This is a genomic window from Pseudomonas sp. CF161, from assembly GCF_000416215.1.
Taxonomy (GTDB): Bacteria; Pseudomonadota; Gammaproteobacteria; order Pseudomonadales; family Pseudomonadaceae; genus Aquipseudomonas.
The window spans coordinates 122,699-142,575 of sequence record NZ_ATLP01000039.1; the positions used below are offsets into that span (position 1 = coordinate 122,699).

The 19,877-nt window shown below is 63.1% G+C and carries 16 protein-coding genes; 5 read left to right on the forward strand and 11 right to left on the reverse strand.

Going from position 1 to position 19,877, the window contains the following annotated elements; genetic code table 11:
• Positions 1–11: 11 nt before the first annotated feature.
• From CF161_RS07210 to argE, 3 genes are all read right to left on the reverse strand, one after another.
• Entirely contained in the window at positions 12–1,403 is a 1,392-nt protein-coding gene (locus CF161_RS07210; RefSeq protein WP_020295905.1) for an OprD family porin, read from the reverse strand.
• Between the two features lie 517 nt (positions 1,404–1,920).
• Positions 1,921–3,219, reverse strand: a complete 1,299-nt coding sequence (gene argA, locus CF161_RS07215; RefSeq protein WP_020295906.1) for an amino-acid N-acetyltransferase — start codon at positions 3,217–3,219, stop codon at positions 1,921–1,923.
• A 134-nt stretch (positions 3,220–3,353) separates the two neighbouring features.
• On the reverse strand, positions 3,354–4,511 hold the full coding sequence (gene argE, locus CF161_RS07220) for an acetylornithine deacetylase (RefSeq protein WP_020295907.1): 1,158 nt from the start codon (positions 4,509–4,511) through the stop codon (positions 3,354–3,356).
• Positions 4,512–4,669: 158 nt separating this feature from the next.
• Between argE and CF161_RS07225 the strand changes: the two genes are divergently transcribed.
• The gene (locus CF161_RS07225) at positions 4,670–6,037 is read left to right on the forward strand and encodes an inorganic triphosphatase (protein WP_020295908.1); all 1,368 of its coding nucleotides are present in this window, start codon (positions 4,670–4,672) and stop codon (positions 6,035–6,037) included.
• A 56-nt stretch (positions 6,038–6,093) separates the two neighbouring features.
• Here the strand turns inward: CF161_RS07225 and CF161_RS07230 are convergent, their stop codons facing one another.
• Entirely contained in the window at positions 6,094–6,564 is a 471-nt protein-coding gene (locus CF161_RS07230) for an Lrp/AsnC family transcriptional regulator (RefSeq protein ID WP_020295909.1), read from the reverse strand.
• A gap of 124 nt (positions 6,565–6,688) precedes the next feature.
• On the opposite strand from CF161_RS07230, the gene CF161_RS07235 reads away from it, so the two are divergent.
• Both CF161_RS07235 and CF161_RS07240 read left to right on the forward strand, forming a co-directional pair.
• Complete coding sequence (locus tag CF161_RS07235; RefSeq protein WP_020295910.1) at positions 6,689–7,018, forward strand: hypothetical protein; 330 nt, start codon at positions 6,689–6,691, stop codon at positions 7,016–7,018.
• A 131-nt stretch (positions 7,019–7,149) separates the two neighbouring features.
• A complete protein-coding gene (locus CF161_RS07240) occupies positions 7,150–8,928 on the forward strand; it encodes a GspE/PulE family protein (protein WP_020295911.1) in 1,779 nt (592 codons plus the stop codon).
• Here the strand turns inward: CF161_RS07240 and CF161_RS07245 are convergent.
• Entirely contained in the window at positions 8,925–9,947 is a 1,023-nt protein-coding gene (locus CF161_RS07245) for a hypothetical protein (protein ID WP_020295912.1), read from the reverse strand. The two genes, CF161_RS07240 and CF161_RS07245, sit on opposite strands and share 4 nt — an antisense overlap.
• Positions 9,948–10,156: 209 nt before the next feature.
• On the opposite strand from CF161_RS07245, the gene CF161_RS07250 reads away from it, so the two are divergent.
• Positions 10,157–10,474: a DUF2388 domain-containing protein gene (locus CF161_RS07250; RefSeq protein WP_020295913.1), complete on the forward strand. Its 318-nt coding sequence runs from the start codon at positions 10,157–10,159 to the stop codon at positions 10,472–10,474.
• 85 nt (positions 10,475–10,559) lie between these two features.
• Here CF161_RS07250 and gcvP read toward each other — a convergent pair whose 3' ends face one another.
• The gene (gcvP, locus tag CF161_RS07255) at positions 10,560–13,433 is read right to left on the reverse strand and encodes an aminomethyl-transferring glycine dehydrogenase (RefSeq protein ID WP_020295914.1); all 2,874 of its coding nucleotides are present in this window, start codon (positions 13,431–13,433) and stop codon (positions 10,560–10,562) included.
• A 187-nt stretch (positions 13,434–13,620) separates the two neighbouring features.
• Between gcvP and CF161_RS07260 the strand changes: the two genes are divergently transcribed.
• The gene (locus tag CF161_RS07260; protein WP_020295915.1) at positions 13,621–14,763 is read left to right on the forward strand and encodes a DegT/DnrJ/EryC1/StrS aminotransferase family protein; all 1,143 of its coding nucleotides are present in this window, start codon (positions 13,621–13,623) and stop codon (positions 14,761–14,763) included.
• 54 nt (positions 14,764–14,817) lie between these two features.
• Here the strand turns inward: CF161_RS07260 and gcvH are convergent, their stop codons facing one another.
• The 5 genes from gcvH to CF161_RS07285 form a co-directional block, all read right to left on the reverse strand.
• Positions 14,818–15,201, reverse strand: a complete 384-nt coding sequence (gcvH, locus tag CF161_RS07265) for a glycine cleavage system protein GcvH (protein ID WP_020295916.1) — start codon at positions 15,199–15,201, stop codon at positions 14,818–14,820.
• Positions 15,202–15,253: 52 nt separating this feature from the next.
• The gene (gene gcvT, locus CF161_RS07270; protein WP_020295917.1) at positions 15,254–16,336 is read right to left on the reverse strand and encodes a glycine cleavage system aminomethyltransferase GcvT; all 1,083 of its coding nucleotides are present in this window, start codon (positions 16,334–16,336) and stop codon (positions 15,254–15,256) included.
• 154 nt (positions 16,337–16,490) lie between these two features.
• Entirely contained in the window at positions 16,491–18,107 is a 1,617-nt protein-coding gene (locus CF161_RS07275) for an iron ABC transporter permease (protein WP_020295918.1), read from the reverse strand.
• Positions 18,108–18,244: 137 nt separating this feature from the next.
• Positions 18,245–19,246 (reverse strand): extracellular solute-binding protein, encoded by a 1,002-nt coding sequence (locus CF161_RS07280; protein WP_020295919.1) that lies wholly within the window; start codon positions 19,244–19,246, stop codon positions 18,245–18,247.
• A 127-nt stretch (positions 19,247–19,373) separates the two neighbouring features.
• Positions 19,374–19,877: FAD-dependent monooxygenase (locus CF161_RS07285; protein WP_020295920.1), on the reverse strand; the 504-nt coding region annotated here is incomplete at its 5' end.

Here is a 19,877-nt window from a genome sequence, read left to right on the forward strand (position 1 = left end):
TTAACGCGGTATTACAACAGCGGCAGCGAGTAGCTGACGATCAGACGGTTTTCGTCCTGGTCGCGCTGGCCCGGTACATCGTTGCGCCACATGGCGTTTTTCCAGGTCAGACCCAGGTTTTTCAGCGGGCCTTCCGGAATAACGTAGGCAACGGTCAGGTCGCGTTCCCACTCGGAGCGGCCGGAGCCTGCAACAGTTTTAGTGGCGGTAACAGTATCGATGTTGTCGCCACGCAGATAGATCACACCAGCAGTCAGGCCTGGTGCACCCAGCTTGGCGAAGTCGTAAGCGTAACGCGCCTGCCAGGTACGCTCGCCAGCGCGGTTGAACTTGGCGATCTGCATGTCAGTGGTCAGGTAAGCCGAAGCGCCGTCACCCTGGTTCAGGAACGGGAAGTCACTGCTGCCGTTGCTGACCTGGTAACCGCCACCGAAGGTATGACCGGCGACCGAGTACAGGAACAGGCCGCTGTACAGATTGTTATCGACTTTGCCTTTACCGCTGGCGAAATTGGAATAGTTGCCAGTGGTGTAGTAGTTGACGTCATGACCGTTCGCACCGTCATCACGGCTGTTGAAGTAACGCAGATCGGACTTCAATACACCCGGGCCGATCGACCAGTTATGGGTCAGGCCCAGGAAGTGCTGCTTGTAGAAGTCTTCCAGGTTGCCGTAGTAGTACTGGGCCGTCAGGTCTTTGGTGAGCTTGTAGTCACCACCGGCGTAGTAGAACTTGTTGCTGTCACGCCCGGTTGGAGTACGACCGTTGGCACCGGCAATGGACAGGTTTTCATTGTTGCTGGAGTTACGACCTTTGGCGTGTTCGATCTGACCGCCGACCAGGGTCAGGTCCTTGATATCGTTCGAGGTGACCTGACCGCCCTGGAAGGTTTGCGGCAGCATACGACCATCGTTGGTCACGATAACCGGCAGCTTTGGCTGCAGGGTGCCGAGCTTGAGCTCGGTTTGGGAAATCTTGGCTTTGGCAGTCAGGCCCAGGCTGGAGTAGTTATCAACCGCTTCGCCGTTGGACTTGCTTGGGAAAACAGTACCGCCATAGGAACCGGAGTTTGTACCGGAACGAGCAGTGGCACCGTTAGTGCCGCCACCGGAATCCAGTTTTATGCCCAGCAGACCGATGGCATCAATACCAAAACCTACGGTGCCTTGGGTGTAACCGGAAGTGAAGTTGAGCTGGAAGCCTTGGCCCCATTCCTCAGCCTTGCTCTGAACGCCATTAGCCTTGTTGGTAGCCGAACCAGCAGCGGAGTCACGGTTATCGTTGTTGATATAGAAATTACGCAGACCCAAGGTTGCCTTGCTGTCTTCGATAAAACCAGCGGCGCCTGCTTGCTGCGCCAAAACCCCTACGGCCACAGCCAGGGCCAAGGTGGACTTATTCATGTTTCGCTCCTCGTTTCTAATTTTTGTGGTTCTTTGGCCCTGGGTCGTACGCCCGGATCCACAGATGCGCGATTAGCGCCAGACCGTGACTGATAAGTCAATCGTAACTATCTGTGTCCACGACCATGGTCTAACCGCACGGATTTGGTCCTTGCAGGGTAATGAATTCCTCATAAACCCAAAAAGAATTATTTCATTCTTTTTCATACCATTAAGGAATATCACTTCCCGCGTTGGCGCCAGGCTGAATCACCCAAATCGGCGACAGCACCCATCCCTTACTGGTATTCCCTGTCGATGCTTCAGATCGGTTCCACTTCGACGCGGGGAAAATACGTCAACTCAGACCAGAAAAGCGACGTTTTCTTGGCAACGCGCTAATCCTCTCGTCCATTTGTTACAGTTTATGTATCGAGCAGACTTTTTTTTGCAACAAAAATGACCCAAGCCTGCCACTGCCCCGCCCTACACTCGATGACCCCGCAGCTGCAGCCCGCCGAGTGTAGGTCGCATTTGGTCAGAGTGCTTTTTCGAAGATTTTCGAGTTGCGCTGGTAGTTGTACAGCGAGGCCCGCGCCGATGGCAGGCGCTCGACACTGCTGGGCACAAAGCCACGTTCGCGGAACCAGTGCGCGGTGCGCGTGGTAAGTACGAACAGGGTTTTCAGCCCTTGAGCCCGGGCCCGGGTTTCGATCCTTTCCAACAGTTCATCGCCGCGCCGGCCGTGGCGGTACTCGGGGTTCACCGCCAGGCACGCCAACTCGCCGGCATCGGAGTCGGCGATCTGATACAGCGCCGCGCAGGCAATGATCATTCCTTCGCGCTCGACCACACTGAACTGCTCGATTTCACGCTCCAGCACTTCCCGCGAGCGGCGTACCAGAATCCCCTGCTCTTCCAGGGGGCTGATCAGATCCAGCAAACCGCCGACATCCTCGATGGCCGCCTCGCGCACCAGCTCGAACTGCTCCTGGGCCACCAGGGTGCCGCCACCGTCACGGGTGAAAAGCTCGGTCAGCAGCGCGCCATCTTCGGCGTAGCTGACGATATGGCTGCGCCCCACGCCACCGCGACAGGCTTCGGCGGCGGCATCCAGCAGCTCGGCCTGGTAATTGGCCCCCAGGCGCTGCAAGTGCGCGGGCACCTGTTGCGGCCGCAGCTCGCGCACCAGCTTGCCGTTTTCGTCGATCAGCCCGCGGTCGGCGCCAAACAGCAGCAACTTGTCGGCCGCCAGGTCGATGGCGGCGCGGGTGGCGACGTCTTCGCAGGCGAGGTTGAAGATCTCCCCGGTCGGCGAGTAACCCAGGGGCGACAGCAGCACGATCGAGCGCTCGTCCAGCAGGCGGTTGATGCCCTTGCGGTCGACCCGCCGCACTTCACCGGTGTGGTGGAAGTCCACGCCTTCGAGCACGCCGATCGGCCGCGCCGTCACCAGGTTTCCGCTGGCGACCCGCAGGCGCGAGCCCTGCATCGGCGACGAGGCCATGTCCATGGACAAGCGCGCCTCGATGGCAATCCGCAGATGGCCGACCGCATCGATCACGCACTCCAGGGTCGCGGCATCGGTAATGCGCAGGCCGTGGTGGTAATGGGGGGTCAGGCCACGCGCCGCCAGGCGGGTTTCAATCTGCGGCCGCGAACCGTGCACCAGCACCAGGCGCACGCCCAGGCTGTGCAACAGCACCAGGTCGTGGACGATATTGCCGAAATTGGGATGATCAACCCCGTCGCCGGGCAACATGACGACGAAGGTGCAATCGCGGTGGGCGTTGATGTAAGGAGAAGCGTGACGAAGCCAATTGACGTATTCGGGCATGAACCTGAGCCTTAATAAAAAGCAGCCTATAAAAGGATGAAACAGAGAACGCACATCGGGCTGATGGTTATCGTCGGAACAGGCTTGGCGACACGCTGACTCTCCTTATAGGTACGGACCTGGGCACCGGCGCTTTACTGGGGTTGGGCCGGCGTCAGGCAATAATGTTCGATCAGTTCACGTAATAGATGCACGGTAGGCTGCAAGCGTGACATTTCGAGGTACTCCCCCGGTTGATGCGCACAGGCAATATCGCCAGGGCCCAGTACCAGGGTCTCGCAGCCAAGGCGCTGAAGATAAGGCGCTTCGGTGCCAAACGCCACCGCTTCGGCGCGATGCCCGGTCAGTCTTTCGGCCACCCGCACCAGTTCGGCATCTTCCGCCTGTTCGAAGGGCGGCACTTCGGGAAACAGCGGCGCGTAGTCGATCTTCACCTGATGGCGCTCGGCCAGGGGTTCCAGTTTTTGCCGGATGGCCGCGCGCAGCATCTGCGGGTCCATGCCCGGCAAAGGCCGCAGGTCGAATTCCAGGGAGCATTGGCCGCAAATCCGATTGGGGTTATCGCCGCCGTGGATGCAGCCGAAGTTCATAGTTGGCTGCGGCACACTGAATTGCGGGTTGCGAAATTCACGCTGCCACGCCAACCGCAGGCCACGCAGCTCGCCGATGGCGTCATGCATCGCCTCAAGCGCGCTGTGGCCCAGGCGCGGGTCGGAGGAGTGCCCGCTCTGCCCGAGGATGTCGATGCGTTCCATCATCACCCCCTTGTGCAGGCGGATCGGCTTGAGTCCGGTGGGCTCACCGATCACCGCAGCGCGGCCCAGTGGCCGGCCGGCTTCGGCCAGGGCCCGGGCTCCGGCCATGGAGCTTTCCTCGTCACAGGTGGCCAGAATCAGCAGCGGCTGCTTGAACGGCTGGTCCAGCAGCGGCTGGACCGCCTCGATCACCAGGGCAAAAAAGCCCTTCATGTCACAGCTGCCCAGGCCGATCCAGCGCCCGTCGACCTCGGTCAGTTTCAACGGGTCGGTCTGCCACAGGGCTTCGTCGAACGGCACGGTATCGCTGTGGCCAGCCAGGACCAGGCCACCCGGGCCGCTGCCGAAGCTGGCCAGCAGGTTGAACTTGCCGGGGCTGACCTGCTGGATATCACAGGCAAAACCCAGGTCGCCGAGCCAGGCGGCAAGCAGGTCGATCACCGCACGATTGGATTGATCCAGTGCCGCCTGAGTGCAACTGACGGACGGTGCGGCAATCAGCGCGGCGAACTGGTCTTTCATGGACGGCAATGGCATGCGCTGGCTCCCGACGGCAAAGATGAGGCTCATCATAGAGCCATCTTGCGACAGGAATAAACCGGCGCGGCACCTCCAGGCGCCTTGTCCTGTACACTGCACGGCCTTGGCAGCCACACATTCCCCTGGCTGCGCTCCCGATTCTGGATTTTCCGGCCATGCAGAAAGAAACTGAAATCAAACTCCGCGTCAGCCGCGAAACCCTCGCTGCCTTGCGCGAGCACCCGCTGCTGAAAAAACGCAACAAAAGTGGCTGGGAACGCCGTGAGCTGATGAACCAGTACTTCGACACCCCAGAGCGTGACCTGGCCCAGGCCAAGGTCGCCCTGCGCCTGCGCCGCGATGGCGAAGAAGTGATTCAGACCCTCAAGACCCGTGGCCACAGCGTTGCCGGTCTGTCCGAGCGCAATGAATACGACTGGCACCTGGCCAAACCCAAGCTCGACGTGAAAAAGCTCGACGGCGAATGCTGGCCCGAAGAACTGGCCGAGCTGGACAAAAAGACCCTCAAGCCGATCTTCACCACCGATTTCGTCCGCGAACGCGCGGAAATCGCCTGGGGCCGCGGCAAGGCCAAAGTCGTGATCGAAGCCGCCCTGGACCTGGGCCACGTGGTTGCCGGCAAACAGAAAGAAGAAATCTGCGAGCTGGAACTGGAACTGCGCGAAGGTGAGCCGGCCGCGCTGCTGGAGCTGGCCGCGGAACTGGCAGCGACCCTGGCCCTGATGCCGTGCGACATCAGCAAGGCCGAGCGCGGCTATCGCCTGTTCGACGCCAACAGCTACTCGCTGAGCCTGCCGGCACCGGAGCTCAGCGCTGAAACCGCACTGGATGACGCCTTTGCCGCCCTGACCTGGCACCTGCTGGGCAGCAGCCAGCGCCTGGCCGAACAGTATCGCTTCAACGGCCACTGGCGCCTGCTGCAGGACTGGGTGGAAAACCTCGCCGAACTGCGCGCCCTGCTCAGCAGCCTGGGCCAGGCCGCACCGCGCCAGTCCACCGCCGAACTGCGCAGCGCCCTCGACGCCCTGCTTGAAGACTGGCGCCCACTGGTGCAAGCCGGCCTGGAAGACGAAGACGTGCGCAAGGCAGCGCCGGAGCAGTTCATCGAAGAACTGGAAGACGTGCGCTGGGGCCTGTTCTCCCTGAACACCTCGCGCTGGTTGCTGGCACGCAGCTGGACCACCGAGCGCAACACCCGTGGCAACCGCCAGGGCGCCGCGCAACTGGGCAACTGGCTGCCGCGCCTGCTGGCCGACGAGGCCGTGGCCCTGCAACTGCCGCGCTATCAGCAACAGCCCGAAGACCTGGCTGAACAGTTGCCGCGTATCGAACGGATCCAGGCCTGGCTGCACCACGCCCGCAACGTGCTGGAGATCCCGGAGCTGGACCGCCTGTACGGCGAACTGAACAAGCTGGTGCAACTGGCCAACGAGCCCATCAGCGATGAAGTGCTCGATGCGCGCAAACAGCAAGCCATCACCGTGTTCCAGAGCCGTGCCTGGAAAACCCTGCTGCGCCTGTAACCCGCCCCTCACCGGCAAGCCTGCGGGCCTGTCGGTGAGCGCACCGCCCTAGAGTTTCAGCGCAACACCGGCAAACTCGTCGTCGACTTGATTTCGGACAAGGCGACGATCGAGTTCACCTCCTGGATGCCCGGCACCATCGACAGCTTCTCGAAGAAGAACCGCTCATAAGCTTCAATATCGGCGGTGACGATGCGCAGCAGGAAATCCACCGCCCCCATCAGCACATAACACTCCAGCACTTCGGGAAAGCCGCGAATCGCCTCGGTGAACTCCGTGAAGTTGGAGCGCCCGTGAGCGTTGAGTTTGACCTCGGCGAAGATCTGCGTGTTGAGGCCGATTTTCTTGCGATCGAGCAAGGTCACCTGGGCGCGAATCACCCCCTCCTCCTTCATTCGCTGAATCCTGCGCCAGCAGGGCGACTGGGACAGCCCGACCTGCTCGGCGATCTGCGCGCTGGACAGCGAGGCGTCCTCCTGCAGCAAGGCGAGAATCCGGCGGTCATAGGCGTCAAGCTCGCTGTGCATAGATATTCCTTAAACAGCTATATACAAGAAATAAACAATTCATTATTCGTGCAATCACGCCCATCTTAGATAAGAAATACCCGGGACCCCATGTAAAAATTTCTCCACTGATCTGGAGAACGCCATGCCCCACCTCGAAGCCGTAAACCGTGAACCTTGCCGCGCCGATGTGTGGAGCCGGGCCAACAGCCACTGCCAGGTGCGCTATCAATTGAGCGCCGAAGCCGAAGCCGACGTGCTGTGCCGGGTGCTCAACTATTTCGCCTTGCAGAGCCTGGTGCCGCAGCAGGTTGCAGTGCTGCAACAGGATGGCCAGTTGCAGATCGAGGTGGCGCTCGACGGTCTGAGCTGGCACCGGGCCGGAGTGATCGCGGAAAAACTTCGTAACCTGATCAGCGTGGACTCGGTAACGCTCGAGCCCATCGAGCTTTCCCGCCTGCACGCGGCGGGCTGAAAGGCCGCCGGCAAAACCCTGCAACCCTTGGACGACGGGCTGTCGGTTACCCGGGACTATTCTTGGCAATTCGCGGTCAGAGGCGCACACCTTGAAACCGCTAGGTGCCCGAATGCCCCCAAGGAGCCCGAATGCCTGTTTCCCGCGTTACCCAGGACCGCTGGCTGGACCTCAATGATGTGCTGCGCGACCTGCTCAGCCAGGGCCTGCTCAACCAGGACTCGGCCGAACGCGCACTGAGCAACCGGCGCAACGCCGCCAACAGCCAGCTGCATCCCCTGGAATTTCTGGCCGGCCAGCAACTCGATGATCAGCGCCGCCCCGGACGCAGCCTGGACCTGGAAAGCCTGACCCTGTGGCTGGCCCACCGCGCGGGCCAGCCCTACCTGCGCATCGACCCGCTGAAAATCGATGTCGCCAGCATCACGCCGCTGATGTCCTACGCCTTTGCCCAGCGCCACCAGATCCTCGCGGTGGCCATCGACCCCCATGGGGTCACCGTGGCCAGCGCCCAGCCTTATGTGAACGCCTGGGAGGCCGATCTGGCCCATGTCCTGAAACTGCCCATCAAGCGTGTCGTGGCCAACCCGGCGGATATCCAGCGCTTCACCCAGGAGTTCTACCGCCTGGCCAAGTCGGTCAGCGGCGCCAACACCGAACGCAAGATGCACAGCCTGGGCAACTTCGAACAACTGCTCAACCTCGGCGCCAGTGACCAGCAGCCCGACGCCAACGACGCCCATATCGTCAATATTGTCGACTGGCTGTTCCAGTACGCCTTCCAGCAGCGCGCCAGCGATATCCATATCGAACCCCGTCGCGAGCAAGGCACGGTGCGCTTTCGCATCGACGGGATCCTGCACAACGTCTACCAGTTCCCGCCCCACGTCACCGTGGCCATCGTCAGCCGCCTGAAGAGCCTGGGGCGGATGAACGTCGCGGAAAAACGCAAACCCCAGGATGGCCGGGTCAAGACCAAGACCCCGGATGGCGCTGAAGTGGAACTGCGCCTGTCGACCCTGCCCACCGCGTTTGGCGAAAAAATGGTGATGCGCATCTTCGACCCGCAGGTGCTGCTCAAGGACTTCGACCAGCTTGGCTTCGGCGCCGAGGATCTGCTGCGCTGGCAGGACATGACCCGCCAGCCCAACGGCATCATCCTGGTCACCGGCCCCACCGGCTCGGGCAAGACCACCACCCTGTACACCACCCTCAAGCAACTGGCGACGCCCGAGGTCAACCTGTGCACCATCGAGGACCCGATCGAGATGGTCGAACCGGCGTTCAACCAGATGCAGGTCCAGCACAATATCGACCTGACCTTTGCCAGCGGCGTGCGCGCCCTGATGCGCCAGGACCCGGACATCATCATGATTGGCGAAATTCGCGATCTGGAAACGGCAGAAATGGCGATCCAGGCCGCGCTCACCGGGCACCTGGTGCTGTCCACGGCACACACCAACGATGCCCCTGGCGCCATCAACCGGCTGCTGGAACTCGGCGTGCCCCATTACCTGATCAAGGCCACGGTGCTGGGGGTCATGGCCCAGCGCCTGGTACGCACCCTGTGCCCGCACTGCAAGGCGCCCCAGGCGCTGGGCGCAGATGACTGGCAGGCCCTGACCCACCCCCGGCAGTTGCCCCTGCCCGAACATGCCTGCCGCGCCGTCGGCTGTGCGGAATGCCGCGACACCGGCTACCACGGGCGGGCCGGGGTCTACGAGATCATGCAAATGAGCGACAGCCTCAAGGCCCTGATCAGCCGCGACACCGACCTCCTGGCCTTGCGCCGCCAGGCGGCCAGGGACGGCATGCGCAGCCTGCGTCTATCGGGCGCGCAGAAGGTCGCTGCCGGCCTGACCACCCTGGAGGAGGTGTTGCGCGTCACGCCACAGAGCGAGCAGCCCTAGCTCCCGAATTCCTCCCAGTCGACGACCCCGACCTTGGCATTGGGCTGGATCTCCAGCACCGCGCCATCGGCACGCCGCTGCAGGATGGAACGCCCCACGGAGAGCTTCTTGCGGGTCTGATGGTTAACCGCGGTGGACTCGCGGGTCGGGCTGAACAGCAGGCGGTCCGGCGCGTCCTGGCGTACCCGCATGCCTGCCGGGTAATGCCATTCCCCGAGCTGCACCGGCTGGGCCAGGACACCCGACCATTGGCGTAACTGTTGGTTTTCATCCAGATCCAGGGTCAGCGCCAGAAACTGCATGCCCTGGTAAGCCACGGGACGCGGCACCTCGCCGTCGGTGCGCACGATAAAGCCGGAGGACTCGTGGAACACCTGACTCCCCGCCGGCCAGGTGACACCGGCCAAGCGGGCCTCCGGTCTCATGTGGCATTCATCGAAGCGCCAGCGGCTGGGAAAGGTCCGGTCTTCGACGGTGCGGTCAAAGCTGACCCAGCCACCGCCCTTGCAGGGCCAGCCGGCGATCTGTTGGTCGCCCACCAGCAACAGTTTTGAAAAGTAGTAATGCGGTGACATGTCTATTTCGCTGACCTGCAGGCCCAGCACCGACTGCGGCGTCTTGAACGTCGCATAAGTGACGCTTTGCAGGCCCGACAGCTGTGACTCCCCCTTCCAATCCACCGGGTCCAGGGTATCGAGCTTGACCAGGGTCCCGGCCGGGAAATGCAGTTCGTCCAGTTGCAGATCCGCCTGCAACCGCGGGTTCAGCGCCTGGGTCCGCTCTTGCTGCGCGACGGAAAGGGCCACCATGCCCCACACAAACTTGAGCCCCAGGCCGACAAAAAACAGCATCGCCAGGGTCAGGGGCACGTGCAGCCACAGGCGCTTGCGCAGTCGCTGGCGTTTTTCCGGGTGGCGCAGCGCCATGACCAGGGACACCAAGCCTGCCGCGCTGGCGCCGCAGAGGATCAGCAACAGGTACAGGTACATGAACGCGATAGGGCTGGGGCCGAAAATCAAAGGTGAACATCCGTGCTCTGGCAGAAGCCGCGCATCGTGCCAAATTTTACCCCTCGGGCATACCGCTGGATCACACGTCGTGCCGCTCAAATACGCACTCGCCGGCCAAACAGCCACCACAGGTCGAAAACCTTCTGCCCATGCCACGGAACTCCTTCAGGTCGTCTGTAATCAAATTGTTCAGATACCCCCAGTCGGAGTCACCCACCATGCGTCTAAAAATAGCTGTCGCCACACTTGCCTTGCTCTCCCTTCCTGTCGGTTCGGCAATGGCCGACAGCTTCTGGCGTAACGTCATTTCCTCCGGTGCCACCACCGGTTCCACCTACCTGACCTTCAAGGATCACAAGCTGATCGTTGCGGCGCAGGACGACGCGGGCAGTTTCGTTGCCAGCGACGGCGGGATCCGTGGCCCGTACCTGGAAGCCGCCATGCAGAAAGTCCGGGCCGATAACCCGGGCCTGCAGGCGACGGACATGGAACTGGCCAACGCCATCCTGGCCAAAAACGCGGTCGCGCAAGAGTGATCGTGGTTGTAAGACAAACGTTGTGAGATAAAAAATGCCGCTCCCACGAGCGGCATTTTTTTGCCTGTTTTTTGATCAATTCGCCTCAGCGGTAGGCATCCACCGGCACGCAAGCGCAGAACAGGTTGCGATCGCCGTAGACGTTATCGACCCGATTCACCGTCGGCCAGTACTTGTGGCTGCGGGTATGGGCGCTGGGCAGCACCGCCTGTTGAATGCTGTAGGGCCGCTCCCAGACGCCAGTGATATCGGCCAGGGTATGGGGCGCGCCCTTGAGCGGGTTGTCGTCGGCTGGCCAGTGGCCGTCCTGGACCTGGGCGATCTCCGCGCGAATGCTCAGCATCGCCTCGATAAACCGATCCAGCTCGGCCTTGGACTCGCTCTCCGTGGGTTCGACCATCAGGGTTCCCGGCACCGGAAAGGACATGGTCGGTGCATGAAAGCCGTAATCCATCAGGCGCTTGGCCACGTCCTCCTCGCTGATCCCGGTCTGGGCCTTGAGCGGCCGCAGGTCGAGGATGCATTCATGGGCCACCCGGCCATTGCGCCCGCTGTAGAGCACCGCAAAGGCCCCGCTCAACTGCTCAGCCAGGTAATTGGCGGCCAGGATCGCCACCTCGCTGGCCTCCACCAATTGCGGGCCCATCATCGCGATGTACATCCAACTGATCGGCAGGATGCTCGCGCTGCCCCAGGGCGCCGCGCTGACCGCATCGTTGCCTGGCAACGGCCCCTCCAGCGGCACCACCGGATGATTGGCGACGAACGGCGCCAAGTGTGCCCGCACACCGATCGGCCCCATGCCCGGGCCACCGCCGCCATGGGGAATGCAAAAGGTCTTGTGCAGGTTCATGTGGGAAACATCGGCGCCGATATCCGCCGGCCGGGCCAGGCCGACCTGGGCATTGAGGTTGGCACCGTCCATGTACACCTGGCCGCCATGGCTGTGGATAACTTCGCAGATTTCGCGCATGCCCTCCTCGTACACGCCATGGGTCGACGGATAGGTCGCCATCAGGCAGGCCAGTTGCTCGCCGGCGGCCTGGGCCTTGGCCTTGAGGTCTTCAAGGTCGACATTGCCCGCGGCGTCGCATTCGACAATCACCACCTGCATCCCGGCCATCTGCGCCGAAGCCGGGTTGGTGCCGTGGGCCGAGGCCGGAATCAGGCAGATATCACGCCCCGCCTGCTGCCGGCTGGCGTGGTACTTACTGATCGCCAGCAACCCGGCGTACTCGCCCTGGGCCCCGGAGTTGGGTTGCATGCAGATGGCATCGAAACCGGTGATCGCACACAGCCAGCGCTGCAACTCGTCGATCATCAGCCCATAGCCCACCGCCTGCTCCAGGGGCGCAAAGGGATGCAGGTTGGCGAATTGCGGCCAGGTGATGGGGATCATCTCGCTGCTGGCGTTGAGCTTCATGGTGCAGGAGCCCAGCGGGATCATCGACTGGTTGAGCGCCAGGTCCTTGTTTTCCAGCTGCTTGAGGTAGCGCAGCATCCGGGTTTCGCTGTGGTGCGCGTTAAACACCGGGTGGGTCAGGTAGCGGCTGCTGCGCAGCAGTTCGGGGGGTATTCCACCGGGCAGTGCCTGGGCGTCGAGTTCGGCCACCTGCAACCCGTGGTCGGCCCCCAGGAACAGGTCGAACAAGCGGGCCACGGTGCTTTCGTCGCAGCCCTCATCCAGGCTCAGGCCCAATTGCCCGCGCCCGAGAATCCGCAGGTTGATCTGCGCCGCCTTGGCGCTTTCGATGATCGCCGTCTGGCTCCCGCCCACCTCCAGGGTCAGGGTGTCGAAAAAATGCCGATTGAGCCGCGTGATGCCATGGCGCTCAAGCCCCGCGGCCAGGATGCAGGTCAGCCGGTGCACCCGCTGGGCAATGCGCTTGAGGCCCTCGGGCCCGTGATACACCGCGTAGAAACCGGCGATATTGGCCAGCAGCACCTGGGCCGTGCAGATATTGGAATTGGCCTTCTCGCGGCGGATATGTTGCTCGCGGGTTTGCAGGGCCATGCGCAGGGCCACATTGCCCCGGGCGTCCCGCGACACGCCGATGATCCGCCCCGGCATGGCTCGCTTGTACTCGTCGCGGCAGGCAAAAAAGGCCGCGTGGGGCCCGCCGTAGCCCATGGGCACGCCAAAGCGCTGGGAGGAGCCGAGCACCACGTCGGCCCCCTGCTCGCCCGGCGGCGTCAACAGCAGCAGGCTGAGCAGGTCGGTGGCGACACAGGCCAGGGCATGCTGCCCGTGCAGGTGGTCGATCAGCGGACGCAGGTCGCGTATCTCGCCATGGGTGTCCGGGTATTGCAGCAAGGCCCCGAACACCTGCTGCCCTGGCAAGTTATCCACAGCGTCGACCACCAGTTCGAAACCAAACCCCTCGGCCCGGGTGCGAACCACGGAAATCGTCTGCGGGTGGCAGTTATGGTCGACGAAGAAGCGGTTGCTGGTGGACTTGGCGACCCGCCGGGCCAGGGCCATGGCCTCGGCCGCCGCAGTGGCCTCATCCAGCAGCGAGGCATTGGCCAGCTCCAGGCCGGTCAGGTCGATGGTCAGTTGCTGAAAGTTGAGCAGGGCCTCGAGCCGGCCCTGGGCGATTTCCGGTTGGTAGGGGGTATAGGCGGTGTACCAGCCGGGGTTCTCCAGCACGTTACGCAGAATCACCCCCGGGGTCAGGGTGGCGTGGTAGCCCATGCCGATCAGGCTGGTCCAGACCTGGTTCTGCTCGGCGTAGCTGCGCAGCTTGGCCAGGGCCGCTTCTTCGTCCAGGGCGGGCGGCAGCGCCAGCGCCCCGTTGAAGCGAATCCCCGGCGGCACCGTCTGCTCGATCAGCTCCGCCCGGCTGCCCAGCCCCAGGCTGTCGAGCATCGCCTGCTGCTCGGCGGCATCGGGCCCCAGGTGGCGGCGTAGAAAAGCGTTCGGGTCGCGCAATTGGCTCAAGGACGGCAACTGGGACATGACGGGCTCTCTCTCAAGTGGCGCTCAACGTCGATGCAACACGGTCAAGCCAGCATAGCAGCCGCTTTCGGGCGTCGACGCGCTGGCGCCGTCGCCCAATCGGTACCATTATGCTGGGCGTCAGCGCGCCAGCCTCGGCGCGCACCCTGCCTGTTTCTACCCTCTGCTTACCGGGTGCACCCTCGCCATGAGCCAACTGCCTTTCCTGCCGTTTTCCAAACCCACCATCGATGAAGCCACCATCGCCGCTGTCGGCGACGTCCTGCGCTCGGGCTGGATCACCAGCGGGCCCAAGGTCCAGGCGTTCGAAGCCCAGCTCTCGGAGTTCTTCGGCGGACGCCCGGTGCGCACCTTCAACTCCGGCACCTGCACCATGGAGATCGCCCTGCGCATCGCCGGCATCGGCCCCGGCGACGAAGTCATCACCACCCCGATTTCCTGGGTGGCCACGGCCAACGTGATTCTGGAAGTCGGCGCCACCCCGGTATTTGCCGATATCGACCCGATCACCCGCAACCTCGACCTGACCCAGGTGGAGGCGGCGATCACCCCGCGCACCAAAGCCATCATCCCGGTGTATCTGGCCGGGTTGCCGGTGGACATGACGCGCCTCTACGCCCTGGCGCGCAAACATGGCCTGCGGGTGGTGGAAGACGCCGCCCAGGCCCTGGGCTCCAGCTGGGACGGCCAGCGCATCGGCGCCAGCGGTGACTTTGTGTCATTCAGCTTCCAGGCCAACAAAAACGTCACCTCGTCCGAGGGCGGCTGCCTGGTGCTGAACACCCCCGAAGAAGTGCGCCTGGCCGAGAAGTACCGCCTGCAAGGCGTCACCCGCAACGGTTTCGACGGGCTGGATGTGGATGTCCTGGGCGGCAAGTTCAATATGACCGACGTCGCCGCCGCCATCGGCCTGGGGCAGTTCGCCCATATCGACCACATCACCGCCCATCGCCGTGAACTGGCCCGCCACTACTTCGAATGCTTTGGCAGCGATTTCGAGACCACCTACGGCGCCCAGCTGCCGCCAGCAGACTTCAGCAACAGCAACTGGCACCTGTTCCAGCTGGTGCTGCCTGAGCGCCGGGACGGCAAGCCTGCCCGCGCCAGTTTTATGGAACAGATGCAGGAACGCGGCATCGGCATCGGCTATCACTACCCGCCCATCCACCTGCTGAGCCTGTACCGCAAGCTCGGCTTCAAGGAGGGCATGTTCCCGGTGGCGGAACGGGTTGGACGCCTGATCGTTTCGTTGCCGATGTTCACCAGCATGAGCAAAAGCGACGTCGAGCGCTCGGTGGCGGCGGTCAAGGCGGTGCTGAAAGACGCCTGATACGGCGCCCACAAAAAAGCCTCGAATGATCGAGGCTTTTTTCTTTCCAGGGGCTTACTCGCCGATGGCGGCCTTGTAGCCGGCAGCGTCCAGCAGCTTGTCCAGGTCTGCGGCATTGCTTGGCTTGAGCTTGAAGATCCAGGCGCCGTAAGGGTCGCTGTTGAGCAGCTCGGGGCTGGCGCTCAGTTCTTCGTTGATGGCAATCACTTCACCCGCCACCGGTGCGTAGATATCGGAAGCAGCCTTGACCGACTCCACCACGCCCGCCTGATCCCCTGCACCGAACACGGTGCCGACTTCGGTCAGCTCGACGAATACCACGTCGCCCAGGGCTTCCTGAGCGTGGTCACTAATACCCACGGTCACGCTGCCATCGGCTTCCACACGGGCCCATTCATGACTTTCGGCAAAACGCAGGTCGGCAGGGATATCGCTCATATTCTGTGTCCTCAAGAAGAAATGTCAGCGGCTGACTGCCCGCCGGAAAAAGTTAGATCAAGGTTTTGCCATGGCGCACGAAGGTCGGCTTGACCACTCGAACCGGGTACCACTTGCCACGGATTTCCACTTCTGCACGGTCGGCGGTGGCCATCGGCACCCGCGCCAGTGCGATCGATTTACTCAGCGTAGGGGAGAAACTACCACTGGTGATCTCACCTTCGCCAACATCTGTGATGCGAACCACCTGATGCGCTCGCAAAACACCGCGTTCTTCCAGGACCAGGCCCACCAGCTTCTGCTTCACGCCGCTCGCCCGCTCGGCTTCCAGTGCGCTGCGGCCGATGAATGAGCGTGAGGCCGGCTCCCAGGCAATGCTCCAGGCCATGTTGGCCGCCAGGGGCGAAACGTCCTGGTGAATGTCCTGGCCGTACAGGTTCATCCCGGCTTCGAGACGCAAGGTATCGCGGGCGCCAAGGCCGATAGGGGAAATGCCGGCACCCACCAGGTCGTTGAAGAACGCCGGGGCCTGATCGGCCGGGAACATGATTTCCAGGCCATCCTCGCCGGTGTAGCCGGTACGGGCGATAAACCAGTCACCGTCGAAACGGCCTTCAAATGGCTTGAGCTGCTGGATCAACGCGCCACGGGCCTGGGTCACCAGTTCGGCGATCTTGTGCCGCGCCTGCGGGCCCTGGATGGCGAGCAACGCCAGGTCCGAGCGTTCGCGCAACTGCACCTGAAACGCCCCCAGTTGCGCCTGCATCCAGGCGATGTCCTGGTCGCGGGTGGCGGCGTTGACCACTAGCCGGTAACCGTCTTCGGTGCGGTAGACCAGCATATCGTCGACGATGCCACCACGGTCGTTGAGCATGGTGCTGTACAAAGCCTGCCCGGGGCTTTGCAGGCGCTCGACATCATTGGCCAGCAGATACTGGAGCCAGGCCTTGGCCTGGGGGCCACTGATGTCGATCACGGTCATATGGGATACATCGAAAACACCGCAGTCACGGCGCACCTCATGGTGCTCCTCGACTTGCGAGCCGTAATGCAGAGGCATGTCCCAACCGCCAAAATCGACCATCTTCGCGCCAAGGGCGAGGTGAAAGTCATACAGAGGCGTGCGCTGTCCCATGGGTTTCTCCTTCCGGGCGTGGCGAAGGTGCGGACCGCCGCTGCACGGGTGAAAGCCTTGAAATAGATGGCTTTCAGCCGATTCCAGCCAGCAGATCCGAAGATGGACCGCACCGAATGCCGCGCATTGTAGCCGCAAGGTTGAGGACTGGCACCTAACCGATTCGATGAGCCGAGCGGCGGATCAAGCCAATGACCGGCAACAACCCGACCAGAACCAGGGTCAGGGCCGGCAGCGAAGCACGCGCCCACTCCCCTTCGCTGGTCATCTCGAAGATCCGTACCGCCAGCGTGTCCCAGCCGAACGGGCGCATCAGCAGGGTGGCGGGCATTTCCTTGAGCACATCGACGAACACCAGCAACGCCGCGCTGAGGGTTCCGGGCAGCAGCAACGGCAGATACACCTTGCAAAACAGTCGTGGCCCGCTGACCCCCAGGCTGCGAGCAGCTTCCGGCAAAGACGGACGGATTCGCGCCAGGCTGTTTTCCAGCGGCCCGTAGGCCACCGCGATAAAGCGCACCAGATACGCCAGCAACAGCGCACAGAGGCTGCCCAGCAGCAGCGGCTTGCCGGCACCGCCGAGCCAGCTCGACAGCGGGATCACCAGCTCGCGGTCCAGGTAACTGAACGCCAGCATGATCGACACCGCCAGCACCGAACCCGGCAGCGCGTAGCCGAGGTTGGCCAGGCTGACCCCGGTACGGATCGCCCGGGTCGGCGCCAGGCGCCGGGCAAACGCCAGCACCAGGGCCACGCTCACCGTGATCAGCGCCGCCATGGCCCCCAGGTAAAGGGTGTGCACGATCAACCCGGCATAGCGCTCATCGAGGTCGAAGCGCCCACGCTGCCAGAACCACACCACCAGTTGCAGCAGCGGAATCACGAAGGCGCAGGCGAAGACCAGCAGGCACCAACCGCTGGCTGCCAGGGCCTTGAGCCCGCGCAGGTGATACAACGCCTTGCCCCGCGGCCGCTCATTGCCGGCACGGCTGGCGCCACGGGCGCGACGCTCGCCGTACAGCACCAGCATCACCGCCAGCAGCAACAGGCTGGCCAGTTGCGCGGCGCTGGACAGGCTGAAGAAGCCATACCAGGTCTTGTAGATAGCGGTAGTGAAGGTGTCGAAGTTGAACACGGCGACCGCGCCGAAATCGGCCAGGGTCTCCATCAATGCCAAGGCCACGCCGGCGCCGATGGCCGGGCGCGCCATGGGCAGCGCCACGCGCCAGAACGCCTGCCACGGCGACTGGCCCAATACCCGCGCAGCCTCCATCAAGCCCTTGCCCTGGGCCAGGAATGCGGTGCGCGCCAGCAGGTAGACGTAGGGGTAGAACACCAGCACCAGCACCAGGATCACCCCGCCGGTGGAACGCACCCGGGGCAGGCGCAGCCCGCTGCCGAACCACTCGCGCAGCAGGCTTTGCACCGGGCCGGAAAAATCCAGCAAGCCGACAAAGACAAAGGCCAGCACATAAGCCGGAATCGCGAACGGCAGCATCAGCGCCCAATCCAGCCAGCGCCGACCGGGAAACTCACAGAGGCTGGTCAGCCACGCCAGGCTGACCCCGAGCAGGGTCACGCCGACACCCACCCCCAACACCAGGACCAGGGTGTTGCCCAGCAGCCTCGGCATCTGGGTTTGCCACAGGTGCGACCAGATCTGCTGGTCGACCACCTGCCAGGACAGCAGCAGGACACTCAGCGGCAGCAGGACCAGGGCGGCAATGGCGAAGACCAGGGGATACCAGCGGCGTTGGGCGGGATGGGCCACAAAAAACTCTCGGGCAGGTGGGACAGGCAAATAGGCTTGCGAAGCGCCGGGGCGAGGAGCGTGCCCGCGCTGGGCGGTATCGTCGCCCCTTTAAAGCAAACGCCCCGCATTAGGCGGGGCGCAGTATAACGGCAGGCTCAGTTCCAGCCAGCGCGGTCCATCAAGCGAATGGCTTCGGCCTGGCGCTTGCCGGCCACTTCCACCGGCAGGGTATCGGCGACGAACTTGCCCCAGCTGGCCACTTCAGCCGACGGCTGCACTGCCGGGTTGGCCGGGAACTCCTGGTTGACGTCGGCGAAGATCTTCTGCGCTTCCGGCGTGGTCATCCACTCCACCAGGGCCTTGGCGGCTTCCGGGTGCGGCGCATGCTTGGTCAGGCCGATGCCCGACAGGTTGACGTGCACCCCACGGTCGCCCTGGTTCGGCCAGAACAGCTTCACCGCCAGGTCCGGCTTCTGCTTGTGCAGGCGGCCGTAGTAGTAGGTGTTGACGATGCCGACGTCGCATTGCCCGGCGTTGATCGCTTCCAGCACCGCGATGTCGTCGGAGAACACATCGGTGGACAGGTTGTTGACCCAGCCCTTGACGATCTCTTCGGTTTTTTCCGCACCATGGGTTTCGATCAGCGTGGCCGTCAGCGACTGGTTGTAGACCTTTTTCGCCGTGCGCAGGCACAGGCGGCCTTCCCACTGCTTGCCGGCCAGGGCTTCATAGGTGGTCAAGTCACCCGGTTTAACCCGGTCGGTGGAATAGGCCAGGGTCCGCGCGCGCAGGCTCAGGCCGGTCCAGGCATGGGCCGAGGAGCGGTATTGCAGGGGGATATTGGCGTCGATCACCTTGGAGGTGAACGGTTGCAGAATGCCCATCTGCTCGGCTTGCCAGAGGTTGCCGGCATCCACGGTGAGCAGCAGGTCGGCGGTGGCGTTTTCACCCTCGGCCTTGATGCGCTGCATCAGGGGCGCTTCCTTGTCAGTGATGAACTTGACCTGAACCCCGGTTTTTTGGGTGTAGGCATCAAACACCGGCTTGATCAGCTCGTCGATACGCGAGGAGTAGACCACCACCTCATCGGCCGCCTGGGCGGTTCCGCCGATAAGGGTGAGTGCCAGGGCAGTCAGTAGACGCTTCGGTGCCAACATGGGAGCGGTCTCTCGAGATCAAAGTGAAGGCAAATGATAAGGACTCACATTTACCTTCTCAACCGAACGTGTCCTCGAGGCGTTACCAGATGTTGCACCGAACTCAATGGGCGCAGAACCGAGGGGCTCAGGCCTTGGCCAGTTCCGGCAGATCGCCGCTCAAGCCCAGCGCCTGACGCACAAACAGCGCCTTGGCTTCGGGCATCTGATCGACGATTTTCAACCCGGTGTTGCGCAGCCAGCGCAACGGCAGCGGGTCTGCCTGGAACAAACGTTCAAAGCCTTCCATCGCCGCCATCAACGCCAGGTTGTGCGGCATGCGCCGGCGTTCGAAACGGCTGAGCACCTTCACATCCGCCAGGCGCTCGCCACGGCTGTGCGCACGCAGCAGTTCTTCGGCCAGCACCGCCGCATCGAGAAAGCCCAGGTTGACGCCCTGCCCGGCCAGCGGGTGGATGGTGTGCGCGGCGTCGCCGATCAGCGCCAGGCCCTCGGCCACATAGCGCTTGGCATGGCGCTGGCGCAGCGGCACGCAGAGCCGTGGGTCGGCGCTCAGCACCGTGCCCAGGCGCCCCTCGAAGGCGCGCTCCAGCTCGCGGCAGAACACCTCGTCGTCCAGCGCCATGAGGCG

Bases quoted from the DNA above. Each gene is read 5' to 3' on its own strand.
- CF161_RS07280 (WP_020295919.1), bottom strand. From the start codon at position 19,246: ATGTTGGCACCGAAGCGTCTACTGACTGCCCTGGCACTCACCCTTATC.
- gcvP (WP_020295914.1), bottom strand. From the start codon at position 13,433: ATGTCCCAGTTGCCGTCCTTGAGCCAATTGCGCGACCCGAACGCTTTT.
- CF161_RS07225 (WP_020295908.1), top strand. From the start codon at position 4,670: ATGCAGAAAGAAACTGAAATCAAACTCCGCGTCAGCCGCGAAACCCTC.
- CF161_RS07210 (WP_020295905.1), bottom strand. From the start codon at position 1,403: ATGAATAAGTCCACCTTGGCCCTGGCTGTGGCCGTAGGGGTTTTGGCG.
- CF161_RS07240 (WP_020295911.1), top strand. From the start codon at position 7,150: ATGCCTGTTTCCCGCGTTACCCAGGACCGCTGGCTGGACCTCAATGAT.
- gcvH (WP_020295916.1), bottom strand. From the start codon at position 15,201: ATGAGCGATATCCCTGCCGACCTGCGTTTTGCCGAAAGTCATGAATGG.
- CF161_RS07235 (WP_020295910.1), top strand. From the start codon at position 6,689: ATGCCCCACCTCGAAGCCGTAAACCGTGAACCTTGCCGCGCCGATGTG.
- CF161_RS07260 (WP_020295915.1), top strand. From the start codon at position 13,621: ATGAGCCAACTGCCTTTCCTGCCGTTTTCCAAACCCACCATCGATGAA.
- CF161_RS07250 (WP_020295913.1), top strand. From the start codon at position 10,157: ATGCGTCTAAAAATAGCTGTCGCCACACTTGCCTTGCTCTCCCTTCCT.
- gcvT (WP_020295917.1), bottom strand. From the start codon at position 16,336: ATGGGACAGCGCACGCCTCTGTATGACTTTCACCTCGCCCTTGGCGCG.
- argA (WP_020295906.1), bottom strand. From the start codon at position 3,219: ATGCCCGAATACGTCAATTGGCTTCGTCACGCTTCTCCTTACATCAAC.
- argE (WP_020295907.1), bottom strand. From the start codon at position 4,511: ATGCCATTGCCGTCCATGAAAGACCAGTTCGCCGCGCTGATTGCCGCA.
- CF161_RS07230 (WP_020295909.1), bottom strand. From the start codon at position 6,564: ATGCACAGCGAGCTTGACGCCTATGACCGCCGGATTCTCGCCTTGCTG.